The sequence below is a fragment of the Streptomyces sp. NPDC058308 genome (assembly GCF_042880275.1).
Taxonomy (GTDB): Bacteria; Actinomycetota; Actinomycetes; order Streptomycetales; family Streptomycetaceae; genus Streptomyces.
The window spans coordinates 1-15,607 of the sequence record NZ_JBHVZA010000048.1 but is presented as its reverse complement, the minus strand read 5'-3'; the positions used below and the strand labels follow the sequence as shown (position 1 = coordinate 15,607).

General features: G+C 71.5%; 15 protein-coding genes. 9 read left to right on the top strand and 6 right to left on the bottom strand.

The genetic code is table 11. The features are described 5' to 3' along the window. Position 1: 1 nt before the first annotated feature. Positions 2-607, bottom strand: a complete 606-nt coding sequence (locus ACFVYL_RS36120; protein ID WP_389723967.1) for an LLM class flavin-dependent oxidoreductase — start codon at positions 605-607, stop codon at positions 2-4. Continuing rightward, on the bottom strand, positions 558-1,352 hold the full coding sequence (locus ACFVYL_RS36115; protein WP_389723964.1) for an MBL fold metallo-hydrolase: 795 nt from the start codon (positions 1,350-1,352) through the stop codon (positions 558-560). Before ACFVYL_RS36115 ends, ACFVYL_RS36120 begins: the two co-directional genes overlap by 50 nt. An 83-nt stretch (positions 1,353-1,435) precedes the next feature. Here ACFVYL_RS36115 and ACFVYL_RS36110 point away from each other — a divergent pair, with 83 nt between their 5' ends. Together ACFVYL_RS36110 and ACFVYL_RS36105 are read left to right on the top strand one after the other, a co-directional pair. After that, positions 1,436-2,038, top strand: coding sequence for a CGNR zinc finger domain-containing protein (locus ACFVYL_RS36110; protein ID WP_389723961.1), 603 nt, complete (start codon positions 1,436-1,438; stop codon positions 2,036-2,038). 577 nt (positions 2,039-2,615) lie between these two features. Then, entirely contained in the window at positions 2,616-3,317 is a 702-nt protein-coding gene (locus tag ACFVYL_RS36105) for a hypothetical protein (RefSeq protein WP_389723958.1), read from the top strand. A 290-nt stretch (positions 3,318-3,607) separates the two neighbouring features. Here ACFVYL_RS36105 and ACFVYL_RS36100 read toward each other — a convergent pair whose 3' ends face one another. From ACFVYL_RS36100 to ACFVYL_RS36090, 3 genes are all read right to left on the bottom strand, one after another. Next, the gene (locus ACFVYL_RS36100; RefSeq protein ID WP_389723955.1) at positions 3,608-4,303 is read right to left on the bottom strand and encodes a L,D-transpeptidase family protein; all 696 of its coding nucleotides are present in this window, start codon (positions 4,301-4,303) and stop codon (positions 3,608-3,610) included. Positions 4,304-4,517: 214 nt separating this feature from the next. Beyond that, positions 4,518-5,402 (bottom strand): DMT family transporter, encoded by an 885-nt coding sequence (locus ACFVYL_RS36095; RefSeq protein ID WP_389723952.1) that lies wholly within the window; start codon positions 5,400-5,402, stop codon positions 4,518-4,520. A 9-nt stretch (positions 5,403-5,411) separates the two neighbouring features. Further along, complete coding sequence (locus ACFVYL_RS36090) at positions 5,412-6,149, bottom strand: DUF998 domain-containing protein (RefSeq protein ID WP_389723950.1); 738 nt, start codon at positions 6,147-6,149, stop codon at positions 5,412-5,414. A 293-nt stretch (positions 6,150-6,442) separates the two neighbouring features. Between ACFVYL_RS36090 and ACFVYL_RS36085 the strand changes: the two genes are divergently transcribed. From ACFVYL_RS36085 to ACFVYL_RS36055, 7 genes are all read left to right on the top strand, one after another. Beyond that, positions 6,443-7,546, top strand: a complete 1,104-nt coding sequence (locus ACFVYL_RS36085) for a hypothetical protein (protein WP_389723949.1) — start codon at positions 6,443-6,445, stop codon at positions 7,544-7,546. 131 nt (positions 7,547-7,677) lie between these two features. Continuing rightward, entirely contained in the window at positions 7,678-8,250 is a 573-nt protein-coding gene (locus ACFVYL_RS36080) for a transcriptional regulator (protein ID WP_389723946.1), read from the top strand. A gap of 252 nt (positions 8,251-8,502) precedes the next feature. Then, a complete protein-coding gene (locus ACFVYL_RS36075) occupies positions 8,503-9,585 on the top strand; it encodes a GNAT family N-acetyltransferase (protein ID WP_389723944.1) in 1,083 nt (360 codons plus the stop codon). A gap of 2 nt (positions 9,586-9,587) precedes the next feature. After that, positions 9,588-10,805 (top strand): DegT/DnrJ/EryC1/StrS family aminotransferase, encoded by a 1,218-nt coding sequence (locus ACFVYL_RS36070; protein WP_389723941.1) that lies wholly within the window; start codon positions 9,588-9,590, stop codon positions 10,803-10,805. Between the two features lie 45 nt (positions 10,806-10,850). After that, positions 10,851-11,381 carry an SRPBCC family protein gene (locus ACFVYL_RS36065; protein ID WP_389723940.1) on the top strand — a complete coding sequence of 177 codons (531 nt, stop codon included), beginning with the start codon at positions 10,851-10,853 and terminating at the stop codon, positions 11,379-11,381. Between the two features lie 10 nt (positions 11,382-11,391). After that, entirely contained in the window at positions 11,392-11,553 is a 162-nt protein-coding gene (locus ACFVYL_RS36060; RefSeq protein ID WP_389723937.1) for a hypothetical protein, read from the top strand. Between the two features lie 22 nt (positions 11,554-11,575). After that, positions 11,576-14,776 carry an ATP-binding protein gene (locus ACFVYL_RS36055; RefSeq protein WP_389723935.1) on the top strand — a complete coding sequence of 1,067 codons (3,201 nt, stop codon included), beginning with the start codon at positions 11,576-11,578 and terminating at the stop codon, positions 14,774-14,776. Here ACFVYL_RS36055 and ACFVYL_RS36050 read toward each other — a convergent pair. After that, positions 14,697-15,449, bottom strand: coding sequence for an ABC transporter permease (locus tag ACFVYL_RS36050; protein ID WP_389724031.1), 753 nt, complete (start codon positions 15,447-15,449; stop codon positions 14,697-14,699). The genes ACFVYL_RS36055 and ACFVYL_RS36050 overlap by 80 nt on opposite strands. Positions 15,450-15,607: the final 158 nt, after the last annotated feature.

Here is a 15,607-nt window from a genome sequence, read left to right as displayed (position 1 = left end):
CTCAAGGAACAGCCGCCGGGCCCGCTCCGGAACGGCGGCGGAGGGCCGCCCGTTCCGTGTCAGTGCGGGCTGGGGCGCGGCCCAGGCCCAGGTCGATGCGGCCGGGGGCAAGGGCGTCCAGCATGCCGAACTGTTCGGCGACGACCAGTGGCGGATGGATGCGCAGCATGATGCCGCCCACGCCGAGCCGCAGCCTGCTGGTCGCCGCGGTGAGCCGGGAGAGCAGGACGGGCGGGCGTGAGGTGGAGACGCCGGGCATGGCGTGGTGCTCGTTCGTCCAGTAGCGGGTGAATCCGCGCCGGTCGGCGAGCCGGGCGAGTTCGATGCTGCCGGCCAGGCCTGTGCGGCGCTCTGGCCGGTGCCGGTCATGGCGGAGTCCAGTACGGACAGGGCGGCGGGGGCGGAGCCGTGGCGGGTACCGCGGATGGGGTCGGGCATGATCGTGCGGTCCTTCGGTGGCGCGGGGCTGGCGAGGCCGGGCGCCGGCCGACAGCCGCGGCGGGTCTGTGTCGGCCGGCGCCCGGCCGTGTCCGGCGTACGGGCCGACGTATATGGGGTCAGCCGCGGACGCCGAAGTCGACGCGGTCGGTGAGACCGGCGGCGGCAAAGGCGGCGACGAGCTCGTCGCGGCCCTCGGTGAAGTGGCCCCAGCTGTCGTAGTGGACGGGGATGACGCGGCCGGCGTCGAGGATCTTCGCGGCCTGGGCGGCCTGGGCGCTGTCCAGGACGATCAGCTTGCCGTCGAAGAGGTCGGGGAAGCGGGGCGCTCCCGCGAAGAGCAGGGCCGTGTCCACCGGCGCGAAGCGCTCGGCGATGTCCTTGACCGCGTCGAGGGAGGCGTTGTCGCCGCTGACGTAGACGGTGGGCAGGCCCTCGCCGGTCAGGACGAATCCGACGACCTCACCGCAGATCGGCTCGACCTCCTCGCGCGGGCCGGGGCCGTGGATGGCGGGCACGCCGGTCACGGTGACCGTGCCGGGCCCGCCGTCCCGGCGCTCAAGCTCGATCGACTGCCAGTCGGCGAGGCCGGTGGCCGCCTCTCCGAGACGCTCCCCGCCGCCGGGGGTGGTGAGCGTCAGCGGGACGTCGGCGAGCAGGGCCCGGCCGGAGGTGTCGAGGTTGTCGGCGTGCTCGTCGTGCGAGAGCAGGACCACGTCGACGCGGCCGAGATCGGTGGGGCTGCCGTCAGCGGCCGCCGTCTTGGTCAGCACGACGGCCGGTGCCGGGTGGTCGCCGGGGCCGTCGAAGGTCGGGTCGGTGAGAAAGCGCAGGCCGCCGTACTCGAAGAGGGCGGTAGGGCCGCCGAAGACCCGGACGGGGAACGGGGCGGTCTGCAAGGTCGGGGAAGGCATGGGAGCAGTTCCTCACGGATAGATTGCTTGTTAACCGTGAGTCGGACTGTACGCATGTCTCACGGATGGATGCAACCCGTACCATGAGGAGCGTGGAAGAGTTCGTGAGGGAAGAAGCCGCCCTGCCGTCGGCGCCCGGCGAGGCGGAGCACCCCGCCCTGGCCTTGGCCAACAGCGCCGTCGCACTGCCCGGCGGCCACACGGCCGACCTCCTGGGTACCCCGGCGAGGGCCGAGCAGTGGCTGGCGCGGCGCGACCTCGCCCCGGTCGGCGCCGGCCTGGCGGAGGTATGCGCCACACAGCTGCGGTCGCTGCGCGAACAGGTCAGGTCGCTCCTGGCCTCCCGTGTCGCCGACCAGCCCGCCCTGCCCGCCGCCGTCACGGCGATCAACAACGCGATGACCCGCGTCCCCACCGCACCCCTGCTCTTGTGGGACGAGAAGACCGGCCCCTACCGCGCCACACCTCACCCCACCACCGCGATCGTCGAGCACGCCCTGGCAGTCATCGCCGCCGACGCCGCCGACCTGCTCACCTCCCCCGAGGCCACCCGCCTGACCGCCTGCGCCTCCCCACCCTGCAACCGCTTCCTGGTCAAACACGGCCGCCGCCAGTGGTGCTCCACCCGCTGCGGCGACCGCGCCCGCGCCGCCCGCGCCTACGCCCGCCGCACCCCGATGGACTGACGCCGCCGCACCACCGGCCCGGGACGACACGCCAGCGCCCTCCCCGGCCCAGCCAGGCCTGCGCACCCCCGACGCGCCTACTTTGCGGCGAAGTGGCCGCGGGCGAATGCTGCTGCGGGGGTTGCTGTCTGCCGGTCGGCGTTGTGGGCGGAGACGTCCGCGAGGGCGGGTCGATCTGGGAGCTCGTGCTGCCCGCCCCTCCAGCGCCCCGGTCGGCCGGGGACTTCCGTGATTCGGCTGACCCTGTCTGCCCCGTCTGCCCCGCCGGACACGACGTCTTCCAGGTGACGGTCGCCTACGTCAGGCGGCGGACCTGGTCGTTGGCGGCAAGGGCTGGGCATCCACTTCGACAACGTCCCCGTGGTGTCGAGCAGGGTCTGGTGGTGAACACGATCGCCCGCGCGGGCCTGTGCAGATGCCCCTCGGAGATGGCATGCCTCTCGGAGATGGCGTGCGCTGCGCATGAGGCTCAATTGGCCGATGTGCACCCTTGGCTGATTCTGCATCACGCCATGAAAACTACTCAAACGGTAGAGGATGCCTCCGCGGAGCGGAGGAGGAGCATGGGGCGCCCGGCGTGGTCACCGAGATGAAAGGTTCGCGCATGTCTGGGTTATCCGACGACAGGTCGCCGAAGGCCATCGAGAGACAGAAGATCGTGTGGATCGAGCGGGGGCTTTCCAAGCCTGACGCGGAAGCGAAGAAGCGGACTCCGCGCTTCGTCACGCGCGGTGAATGGGGAGCCGAGGAACCGGTCCGGGAAAGTACCGAGTTCTTCCCGCAGAATGGCGGCATCGCGATCCACCACGAAGGTGGCGGCCACAAGATGAGGGGCCATCACTCGCTGTTCGACTGGCCCAACCTCCCGAACTTCGCCGACAACTGCTACACGCAGGTGTTGCAGATTCAGCACAAGCACATGCACCCACTGCCATGGATCGGAGGGGAGCGCTACTGGGACATCGCCTACAACTACCTTGTGTGCCACCACGGTTACACGTTCGTGGGCAGGGGCATCGGCATTCAACCCGGCGCGAACGGCACGCACTGGGCGAACGTGAACCTCTATGCCATCTGTGGCCTCATAGGCGCCGACGACGAACCGACGTCTGAGATGCTCGACGAGATCGAGACCGTCTGTGACTGGGTGCGCGACAACGACGACGCCGGCGCCAATCTGCCCGGCCGAAAGGTCGTCGGTCACAAGGACCTCATCCCCGGAAAGACCGACTGCCCCGGTAATCTCTACCCGTACGTAGAAAATGGACGCTTCGAGTGACGAATTCCCAAGGCGCCCGATAAGGGCAGGGGACTCCTTCCGGCTGGGCCCCATGCCCCGGCCGCCGGGGGCGGGGCATCGGCAGATGCGCGATGCGCACGCCGATGCTGAGCGCGACGACGGCCAGGGCGGGTAGCCGCCCCCGGTACGGTCGAGGGCCGTCCGGTCGGACCACGGCGGCACGGTGCCGGTCCGGCAACTGGCGGCATGGTGCAGGTCCGGCAACTACCCGCAGCTCCGGTGCCGAAGATAGTTGCCGGATCCGTAAGTTACGGGTCTGCTGCCGCGGATCAGGTGCCGGACTTGCGGCCGTAGACGAAGACGTCGTCGCCCTTGCGCAGCATGTTCCAGTACTTCACGGCGTCCTTCTTCGTCATGTTGACGCAGCCGTGCGAGCCCGGCGGGGACCATACGCTGATGCCGACCGAGTGGAAGGCCTGGCCGCCGTCGAAGAACTGGCTGTACGGCATCGGCACGTGGTACAGGCTCGAGACGTGGTCGATGTCCCGCCAGTAGACCTTCTTCAGGCCCGTGCGGGTCTCGTGGCCGTTGCGGCCGGTGCGTACCGGCACCGGGCCGTACTTGAGGTTCTTGCCGTCCTGGATCCAGCTGAGCTGGAGCGTCAGGTCGACACAGGCGATGCGCCCCTTGTCGGTCGGGCACTTGCCCGCCTTGTTGGGGTTGTTGCCCACCGCCTGCTGCTTGTTCATGAGGTCCATGACACCCCAGGTGACGCTGCCCGCGTACCCGGCGTTCGGGGTGATCTTGTGCTTGGTCTGGAAGGCCTTGATGGCCTTGCAGTCGGCTGCCGACTGCTTGCCGTCCACCGGGCGACCGAGGAACTTCTCGACCTGCTTCTGGTACGGCCCGGTCTGCGTCGAGCACGACGCGGCCTGCGCGCTGCCGGTGCCGAGCGCCATCGTGAGTGGAGCCACCAGCATGGTGATCCCCAGCGCCACGGCTCCTCGTCTGCGTATGTCCCCCACTGTCGCCTTCTCCTGTCGTCATTCGTCCGCGGGTCGGATTCCAATGGAATCCACCTGCTAGACAGCCCGGACCCGGGGTCCGTTGCAGCACGAGATGACACAGGTGTGTAACAAGGGGTGGTTTGTCGGGCCGAGTCCGGCCGTTCGGCCGTTCGACAGGGCTCGACGGTCAGCCTGTCGGCTCTGCGCTGGATGCGCCGGATGCGCCCCGAACCTAACGCCTGCTCGTACTCCGCGTGCCGAGCGGCTCAGCCGACCGTGTGGCGGAGAGCAGGACGACGCCCCAGATCACCAGGATCGCGCCCGCCACCTGCGGCGCGATCCACCAGCCGACGCGCAGCCGGTCATGGTTGAGCGCGATGCCGAGGGCCAGGCTGGCGGCGGCCTCACCGAGGGTGAGGGCAGGCTGGGAGGCGATCAGGGGACCGGACTCCATGGCGTTGGCGAGCAGGAACAGCGCGCATGCGCCCGCCGCCACGCACCCGTAGGTCTGCCAGGTGGCGGCCAGCGCGCGGGCCCCGGAGTCGGTGAAGGTGCCGATGGCGGCGTTCATCAGCGTGGCGGTGAGTGCGTAGGCGAGCGCGGACGCTGTACCGAACAAGGCGGCACGTGCCTTGCCCCGTGGGCGGGTCAGGGCGATCGCGGTGCATACACCCGCACCCAGGCCCACGGCCAGGAGAGCGGCAGTCCACTCGACACCGGAGACAGCGTGCCCGCCCTCGGCAGGCGCTGCCGCGCCGAGGAGGACGGCCAGGCCCGCGGTGGTGAGGAAGCACGCGCTCCAGCCGCCCGCCGGCATCGGCGTCCGGGTGAAGAGCTGGGCGATGACCAGGGCGAAGGGCAGTTCGAGGACCAGGAGGGGCTGCACCAGCGAGAGCGGGCCGAAGGCCAGGGCCAGCGCCTGCAGCGCCGCCGCCGCGACGATGACGGCGATGCCCGCCAGCCAGGCGCGATGGCGCACCAGATACCGGACAAGGCGCGGGCTGAAGGCGTCACCGGGCGGCACCGTGCGGGCGGCCACCCGCTGCAGGACGGTGCCGGCGGCGTTGGCCAGGGCGGTCAGCACCGCGCACAGGGCGGACAGCACGGACGCGTCCACGCCGGCTCCTCACACGGCCCGGTCGGGAGGCAGGTCCGGAGACAGCGGGGAGCCGGGCGGCACGGACTGGCCGTCTGGTGCCCTGCGCCCGGCCCCGCCGCGCAAGCCCCGACCCGCGGGCGGGTGCCCGGCGGCGGCCGCGGCCCCGGGCTGCGCCGCCCAAGCGCTGCACGCGAGCATCGCCAGCCACGCCCCCACCAGCAGCACGTGACACCGCTGGGCGAGGCCGTGCCATCCGCCGTATCCGAACAATGGCCCCACAGTGCACAGCGACGAGATCAGGGCCGCCCCGCCGAGGGACGGTCCCCAACGGGCGATGAGCTCGGGACATCCGCGCTGCCGCGCCCGCCAGATGATCAAGGTCATGGAGGCGAAGAGGCAGAAGTGCACCGAAGCGCTGGTGAGCGTATGGGCGGGGTGTACGGCGCGGCAGTCGGGCTCCAACGAGGGCGCGCACGTCATCGGCATCAGCACATCGGCCACTGACGAGACGCCGACTCCGGCCAGCGCCCACCATCCCGTCCGGACCATCCGGCTCCCGGCCGCCGCCATGCCACCGGCCGTGGCACCCGCCACGACGAGAACGGCGCAGCTCAGCTCCAGCCCACCGAACAGCCACCGGTACGGGCTGCCTTCCGCGTACAGCTCGCTCACGTAGGAATGCCGTGCGTCCAGCCCCGCCGGGACGACGGCCTGAAGGAGCCAGGCGTTGTACAAGAGTGCGGCCAACCCCAGCGGTACGGCCACCGTCCAAGGATGTCCGCGCGGCCCGTGTGTACGGCGACTGTGCGTCATCGTGCTGATCATGAAGCCTTGTTAGCGGCTTTCGACGTCTCACGGGGGAGTAGCCCGGCCCAAGTCACCCGTGCGGGGGTGCTCCCATGCGCTTCACCGCCCGGCACCCATCCACCCTTTCCCCTAGTCACCCCTCTTCCCTCAGCCATCCACCCGTGCGGCCTTGTTGTCAGTGCTCTGTGCCATCATTCGGACGCGTCCCAGGGGAGTGGGCCGCAATCTGCCGTTGAGTCAGAGGGTTGGGGATGGGTGCGGGTACGGAGCCGGACGGCTCGTCCAGGTCGGACGCGGAGTGGGAGCGGTTTCTGCGTGAGTCGGTGGCGGGTGCCGCCGACGCGCCCAAGGAGCCGTCGGCGCGGGCCCGCGAGGTGTCGAAGCGGCTGCGTGCGGAGCCCGGCGGCGGCCCGGAGGGCTGGCGCGCTTACGCGCCCGCGCGGCGCAAGCGGCGCACGGGCTGGTACGCGCTCGGGCTGCTGGCCTCGCTGGTGCTGCTGGTGGTGGCGCTCGCGCCGGGCCGGATAGGGGACCTGTTCGCCGACGACGACGCCGACTCGCCGCTGGGGGCGGAAAGCGCCCGGCCGACCCAGGCGCCCCCGGCAGGGGCGGCCGGGCGCCCCACCGAGGAGCAGCCGTTCCACGGCTCGCCCGCGGCGAAGTGGGCCGACGGGGCGGCGGGGATCACTGTGCCGAAGGCCAGGGCGGTCGGCTGGATGAGTGCGGCAGAGGTCGAGCGGGCCCTTACCCGCAGCCGGGACTTCCTCGTCGACGCGGGCCTGGACCGCGGGGTGCTGCGGGGCGAGCGCCCCAAGGACGCGATTGCGCTGATCAGTCCGCACCAGGAGGACGTCCAGGCCCTTCTGAAGACCGCTTTCCGCACGCCGAGCGAGAAGAACGACCCGCTCCTCCTCTTCAGCCGCTTCCGGCCCTCCCGCACCCACCTGGTCGGTGACGTCGTGAAGACCCGGGGCAGGCTCACCTACCGGGAGGGCCGGCGCGGCGCGCTCCAGGTGACCGCCGACGTCACCTTCGTCTACCCGGTCACCCCCGCCGACGCGAAGGGCGACGACGAGATCGTACGTACGATCGTCCGGCGCGAGCTGGTCCTGAGCTGGGACAATCCCGACAAGGTGATCACCGAGCCGGGCACGTTCTCGATCGTCTCGTACAAGTACGACATGACCAACGGTGGCTGCGGCGCCCCCACGGGCTACTTCACCCCGCCTTTCGGCACAGACCCTGACCGTCGGACGGACGAAGCCAGTACCGAAATCGACCCCTACGACCGCAGTACACCGGTCGGGCAGGGCAAGTCCTCCAAAGACGAGTGCAGGAAGGCCACGCGGTCCTAAGCGTGTCCCCAAAGTCCCGTCGTCCGCCCGGAGGACGGGCCCCGCGAAAGGCGAGGACGGCGCTCCGGAGGACGTAACGTGCACGTGAGACGGCGACCCTGTAGAAATGCGAAGCGGAAGGAGGGATCCTCATGCCGGAACGCACCATCGAGTTCGGCAAGTTCGGCGCGCACGGCATCAAGGGTCACGAAGCTGTCGCCCGTCGGCTCGACCAGCTCGCGGGAGGCATCGCCACCCCCATCACCGCCCGCCGTGGCCTGATGGCCCGCCTGAACTACCTGACGCGCACCGACCACGCCCTCAAGGCGGCGCGCGCGGCCGGTCTGACCGCGACCGCGCGCACCATCAAGGCCTGGCGCGAGGGTCGGCAGGCCCCCAGCCGCAAGAGTCTCCAGCAGATCGAGACCGCTTACCGCACCGTGCGCCGCGCCAATGTCGCCCGGCATCTGCTCGGTCGTCTCAACCGAGCCGGCCGTGGCACGCGCGTGGAGATCCACCCGCTCAATCAGTCGCAGGTGGCCCGCCCCCTGCAGCGTGTCGTGGAGTACCGCACGCTCAACATCCGCCACTGGGATCGCATCGTCGGCGCCTGGGTCACCGGCGACGACGCCGGTCTCGACGCGGCCTGGGTCGACCAGATCGTGGATCTCGGCAGCCAGTGGGGGCAGTACGAGTACGTCTCCAACATCGGCTTCGCCGCCTGAAGAGGCGTGTAGCAGAGTTCGGGCCGGGCGCCGCAGAGTGCGCCCGGGGCGGTAGTTGTCGTGTTTCGCCGCGGGTCCGAAACGTGCCGTTCCCCGCTGGCCCGCACCCTTGACACATGCGTACGGCTTCGCGACCTTTGAGCCTCGCAGGGCAGCGACGGGGAGCGAGGGAGGGGTCAGCCATGAGTTCCGGCAGAGCCCGGTCGAGAACCGTCACATCCACCGAGGCCGCGGAAGCACGGTCGGCCTGAGATGGACATCACCATCCACGGGCTCGACGGGCTGGACGCCTCGCTGCGCGGGGCCTGGCACCGGACGATGGAGGCGTCACCCCAGTACGCGAATCCGTTCCTGGCACCGGAGTTCGCGGCAGGGATCGCCAGGCACCGAGGCGGGGCGCAGGTGGCGGTCCTGCGCGAACGGGGCGAGCCCGTCGGCTTCTTCCCCTACGAACGCAACGCCTTCGGGGTCGGCCGGGCCATCGGTCTCGGGCTCTCCGACTGCCAGGCCCTCGTGCACCGCCCCGGAGTCACCTGGAACACCCAGGAACTGCTGCGGGCCTGCGGTCTCTCCGTTTTCGAGTTCGACCATCTCGTCGATGAGCAGAAGCCGTTCGACGGTTTCGTGACGGGGACGTTCGCCTCCCCCGTCCTCGACCTCGAGGCGGGGGAGGAGAGCTACGCGGAGTGGCTGCGCGGCGCCTACCCGGGCCTGGCCAAGACGGCACTGAAGAAAGAGCGCCGGCTGAGCCGCGACGTGGGCGAGATGCGGTTCGTCTACGACGAGCGCGACCCGAAGGTGCTGCGCACGCTCATGCGCTGGAAGTCGGCGCAGTACCGCAGGACGGGCCGCATGGACCGGTTCGCACGAGCGTGGATCGTCGACCTGGTGGACGACCTGTTCCAGGTCCGCGAGGAGCACTTCGCCGGTGTGCTGTCCGTGGTGTACGCGGGTGACCGGCCGGTGGCCGCACACTTCGGCCCGACGTCGAGCACGGTGTTCGCCGCCTGGTTCACCGCGTACGACCCCGAACTCAGCTACTACTCGCCCGGGCTGATGATGCATCTGCGGATGGCCGAGTCCGCGGCCAGGGACGGGGTGCGGCTCATGGACATGGGCCGTGGCGACAAGGAGTACAAGGACTGGCTCAAGACGCGTGAGCTGCGCGTGGGCGAGGGGTTCGCGACGCGCCCGCACCCGGTGGCGACGGCCCACCGGCTGTGGCGCAGACCGGTGCGCGGGCTGCGCAACACGGTCCTCGCCCACCCCGGGCTGCGGGAGCCCGCCGACCGGCTGCTCAAGACCGTCGGAACACTCCGTACACGGAAGGGGTGAGGATGCCGTACGGATCGCGGCTCTCCACGGTGATGACGCGGCGCCTGGGACGCGCATGCGTCTACACGCCCTCGGCGCGGCTGGCGCTGTATCTGGCGCTGCGACACTGGTGCAGGCCGGGCGCACGCGTGCTGATGTCGCCGGTGAACGACGACGTGATCCTCTTCGTGGTCCTCGCGGCCGGGCTGCGTCCGGTGCAGGCCCCGGTCTCCGTATGGGACGGCAACATCGACCCGGCCGCCGTGCCGGAAGAGACATGGCGGAACGTGGACGCCGTCCTGACCACGAACCTTTACGGGATACCCGACCGCGTCGTCGAACTGCGCCGCCGCTGCGACCAGTTGGGGATACCGCTCTTCGAGGACGCCGCCCACGCGATCGGCACCCACGTCGACGGCCGGCCGGTCGGGACCTTCGGGCGGGCCGCGGCGTTCAGCCTGTCCAAGCACGTGGCGGCGGCAGCGGGCGGATTCCTCGCCGTCGAGGACGCACGCACCCGCCGCGAACTGGAAGAGCTGCGCGACGAACTCCTGACGCCGGGCGGTCTCCGCAACGACCTGGCCACCACGCTGCGCCCACTGGCACGTTCGGCCGTACGCGGCCTCCATCTGGTCCGGCCCGTATGGCGGACGCTGCAGCGCCTCGGGATGCTGGAGCGCGACGACTTCCGCATGGACCTGCACGCGTCCCGCCTCGCCCGCTGTGCGACCCGGGCGCCGAGCCTCACCGCGTACGAACCGTGGATACGCGTCGACCTGCACGGCTTCCGGTCCCGCCACGGCGCCCTGGTCCGCGGGCAGTTGGAGCTGCGCGTGGCCCGGCTGGACGAGGACCTCACCCGGCGCAGGACCGGCACCTCCCTCCTGTCGGGCACCGCCTTGGCCTCCCCGGCGGTGCTCCGTGACCGCCCGCCGGGCGACGCCCCGCCGCCCCTGTTCCGGGTGCCGCTCCTCGTACAGGACCGGAACGCCTTGGTGGACCTTCTGGTGCGGCACGGTGTCGTCACCGGATACCTCTACGATCCGCCGCTCGACGACTACGCGGGCGCGGAGTTCGTCGAGCCGTCCCCCGATCCGCGGGCCGCCCGCTGGTTCGCCGCGCACGTGCTGCCGGCCGACCCGCTCCTGGCGCGCAGGAGCACCAAGGCGCTGACGAAGGAACGGGCGGCGCCGGCGCGCCCACCGCTCGCCTGCCTCGACGGTCGAGCGCTTCCCGTCTGAGCTACTGACGGGTAGGGTCAAGGGCCGAGGAACGGAGCATTCCCCATGACCCGCACGTTCACTGTGTCCCGCAGCACCGTGGTCCAGGCGCCGCCGTCGGCGGTGTACGAGCAGGTCAGCCGGCCCGCACAGATGGGTCGCTGGAGCCCGGAGAACCTCGGCGCGACCGTGCCGGGGGCGGACGAACCGGCCAGGGTGGGCCTGGTCTTCGACGGTCACAACAAGCGCGGAGCCTTCCGCTGGACCACTCGCTGCACGGTGACCGCCGCGGACCCGGGCAGGCGCTTCGCCTTCCGCGTGCACGCGATCGGCCTGAAGCGTCCGCGTCTGCGCGCCCCCATCGCTACATGGGAGTACCGCTTCGAGGAGGAGCACACGGACGACGTGGCGGGGGGAGTGGCGACGCGGGTGACCGAGACCTGGACGGACGACCGCCGCGCCTGGCCGGATTTCGTGGCGGGCGCCTTCGACCGGATCGCCACGAGGGGGCACACCTTCGCGGTGTTCCAGGTGGGGAACATCGACAGGACGCTGAGCAATCTGAAGCGGGAACTGGACGGGGCCTCCAGCCGCTGATTCACGGCTGATGACTGATCGTCCAACGGCCGGCGGCGCAGGTCCCCAGACGTGGACGCTTCAGACCACCGACGAGGGCGAACTGGCGGTGCTGACGGGCACCGGCGGCCTCGGTGTGCTGCACACCCTCAGCCGGACGGCACAGGCTCCGAGCGCGCAGCCGGGGGAGTAAGGGCCGGACCTAACCTGCAGGGGTGACCACCGACTTGACCCTGCTGCCGCATGTCGCCTTTCGCGGACAGGAGGTCACCGCGCCGCGCCTCCGCGGCCTCCTCGCGCTGCTCGCCGGTGACGTGCGCACCGGATGCGGCACCGAGCGGCTGGTGGCGGGGCTGTGGCCGGATGAACTGCCGGAGCGGCCGGGAAAGGCTCTGCAGGTCCTCGTGTCCAGGGCGCGGGCACAGCTCGGCGCCGACGTCATCGCCAGTACGCCGTCCGGCTACCGGCTCGCCCTCACCGAGGCCCAGGTCGACAGTTCCGCACTGCTGCTGCACGCCGCCGCGAGCGCGGAGCGGGCCAGAGCCGGGGACCCCGCGGCATCGCTGGCGGCGGCCGAGGCCGGACTCGCCCTCTGGGAGGGGACCCCTGAAGGTGCGGGCGCCGACGACCCCGTAGCCGCGTTGCGCGCCCGGCGCGCCCCCGTGCACGGCGACCTCGTCCGCGCACGGGCGCTCGCGCTCGCCCGTCTCGGACGGCACGCGGAGGCGGCCGGGCCGCTGACCGTCGCCGCCGCCGAACACCCGCGCGACGAGGAGGTGCTCGCCGCACTGTTGCGCGGCGAGGCGGCGACAGCCGGCCCCTCCGCCGCGCTGACCCGGTACGAGGCCTACCGCCGTGAACTGCGCGACGAGCTCGGCGCCGAGCCGGGGGCCGGACTCAAGGCCGTACAACAGGAGTTGCTGCACGACCAGGCGCCCGTGACCAGGCACGGCGTCCCGCACGAACCCAACCGGCTGCTGGGCAGGGACGCGGACATCGCAGCGGTGGAGCGGTTGTTGCGCGCCTCCCGCGCCGTCACCGTCGTCGGCCCCGGCGGTCTCGGCAAGACCCGGCTCGCACACGCCATCAGCCGCCGGGCCGAGCGGCGCCTGGTCCACTTCGTGCCGCTGGCCGGCGTCACCGCGGACGAGGACGTGGCCACAGAGGTGGCCTCCGTGCTCGGCGCGGGCGACGGACGCCACGGCCTCGTCAACGGCCCTGCCCCCACCGACCCGGTCGCCGGCATCCTCGGCGTGCTCGGCCCCGGCCCCGCTCTGCTGGTCCTCGACAACTGCGAGCAGGTGATCCGGGGCGCCGCCGCCCTCGTACGGTCCCTGGTCTCATCCTCGTCCTCGAAGGAGCTGCGGGTGCTCGCCACCAGCAGAGCCCCGCTGGACCTCACGTCGGAGGCGGTGTACGCGCTGCCCGAGCTCGGGCTCGACGCCTCGGTCGAGCTGTTCACCCAGCGGGCCCGTGCCGCCAGGAACGGCGTGGAGCTACCGCCGGACGCGGTGACCGGACTCTGCCGCCGCCTCGACGGGCTGCCGCTCGCCGTGGAGCTGGCAGCGGCGCGCGTGCGGGTCCTCTCGGTGCCCCAGATCGCCCGTCGGCTCGGCGACCGTTTCACGCTGCTGCGCGGCGGCGCACGCGACACCCCTCAGCGCCACCGCACGCTCCACGCGGTCGTGGAGTGGAGCTGGAACCTCCTCTCCGAGGAGGCCAGGGCCGCGCTGCGCACCCTGTCCGTCTTCCCCGGCGGCTTCTCCGTCGAAGCGGCGGACCACGTACTGGGCGAGGACGCGCTGTCGCTGCTGGAGGAGGCGGCCGAGCAGTCGCTGCTCACCGTCGCCGACACGCCGACCGGTGCCCGCTTCCGGATGCTGGAGACCGTACGGGAGTTCGGCGCGGCCCGACGAGCGGAGGCGGGCGAGGACGAGGAGGCCGTCGGCCGGCTGCTCGTCTGGGCGCGGGACTTCGGGCTCACCCACCACGACTGGGTCTTCGGCCCGGACCCGCGGACCGCCGGGGAGCGGGTCAGGGCGGAGCAGGACAACCTCGTGGTGGCCCTGCGGCACGCCATGGCCCGCGCGGACGGCCCCACCACCGCCGCCCTCACCGCCGTCCTCGCCGCCCTGTGGTCGACCGACTCCAACTACCCCCGTCTCGCCGCGCTCGCCGCCGATACCGGCCCGCCCCTGTCGCACTACCGCCCAGAACCGGAGTACGTCGAAGTCACCCGCGCCGCCGCCGTGTTGTGCACCGCAATCCTGTTCATGGACTACGGCCCCCACACCGGTGTCGTACGACAGCTCGTCACCCTCCGGCGGCTGCCCCCGGCCCCGCCGGACACCCTGCTGCGCGCCGCCGCGGTCGTCCTGAGCGCGATCCCCGAGATGCTGCCTCCCGGCTACGAAGCGCTGCACGAGCTCTGCGCCGACGAGCGGCCGCTGGTGGCCGGCCTCGCCGAGTGCGTCGCCACCTACGTAGGGGAGTACGAGCACGACATCGACCGCGCGCTCGCCTCGGCCCGCCGTATGGTCGCCGCACTGGCACCGGTGGCCGCCCCGTCCCTGGAGGTCATGGGCCACTCCCGGCTGAGTGAGCTGTACCTGAAGACGGGGCGGGGGGAAGCCGCGTACGGGCATCTCACGGCCGCCCTCGCCGCGCTGCCTCGACTCGGCGAGGCACACGACTACATCGGCATCCGCAGAGGCCTCGCCCTCGCCTGCCTGCAGCGCGGCGATCCCGACGAGGCCGAGGGCTGGCTGCGGGAGGCGGTGGGCGGCAACATCCCGCAGCACGACGACTTCTACAGCCCCGACCTCGGCGTACGCGCCGAGATCGCGCTCGCCCGCGGGCTGACGGAGCCAGGCCTCCGCCTGTGGCGCAGCGCTGTCGAACGGATGCCCGCGGCAGGCGCGATGCTCCCGGGCCGTGACCCCTGGCTCGACCCGTGGGCACTGCAGATCCAGGCGGCAGCGGTGACGGCACACGCTCATGCCGACAGTCTCGAACGCGTCGCCGAGCCCCTCGCACGCCTGCGGCGCCTGCTGCGCACGCTGCTCCTGAGCCCGCCCCGCACCCCCACGGAACTACCGGTGCTCGGAACGGTGCTGCACGCCCTCGGCATGGCGGGACTGGCGTCCGGCGACGCGTGTGCCGTCCGGATGATCGCTTTGGCCGAACGCCTGCGGGTGCTGCGCGAGTTCCAGCCGACCATGTCGGAAGCCCGCGCCCGACAGGCCGCGGAGCACCTCGACAAGGCGGCGTACGCCGACGCGGTGTCGGTGTACGCCGCCCTGGACAGGGGTGAACTGCGGGAGGCAGTTCGAGCGCTCATCTCGGATCGCGGTGGAACAGGGAGGTGGACCAGCGGTAGCCGACTGCGGCCAGGCCCAGGCACCAGGCGAGGGTGAGCCATCCGTTGTGGCCGATCTCGCTGCCGAGCAGCAGGCCGCGGAGCGTCTCGATGGCCGGGGTGAACGGCTGGTACGCGGCGATCGGCCGGAACCAGCCCGGCATCGCGTCCACGGGGACGAAGGCGCTCGACACCAGCGGGAGAAGCATCAGCGGCATCGCGTTGTTGCTGGCTGCCTCGGGGTTCGGGCTCGCCAGGCCCATGCCGACCGCGATCCAGGTGAACGCGATGGCGACGAGCGTGAGCAGCCCGAACGCCGCCAGCCACTCCAGGACCGTGGCGTCCGTGGACCGGAATCCGACGGCCACGGCCACGGCGCCGACGAGCGCCACACTGAGGATCGACTGCAGCACACTGCCGACGACGTGCCCGACGAGCACGGAACCGCGGTGGATGGCCATCGTGCGGAAGCGGGCGATGATGCCCTCGGTCATGTCCATGGCCACGGACACCGCGGTCCCCGCCGGGGTGGCGCCGATGGTCATCAGCAGGATGCCCGGGACGAGATAGGCGATGTAGTCGGAACGGTCCGCGCCGCCGCCACCGATGCCCGCGCTCATCACGTCACCGAAGACGTAGACGAAAAGCAGCAGCAGAACGATGGGCGTCAGCAGGATGTTCAGGGTGAGGGAGGGGTAGCGGCGGGCGTGCAGGAGGTTGCGGCGCAGCATGGTGGAGGAGTCGCGGACGGCGAGGGTGACGTCGCCCAGCGCGCGGGCGGCGGTGCGGTAGGTGTCGGGGTCGGTGAAGCGCAGCCGTACGTGCCCGCCGGGGATGAGCTGTTTGAGTTCTTCCGGGCTGCCGTGGGCGGCGATCTTTCCGTCGTTGA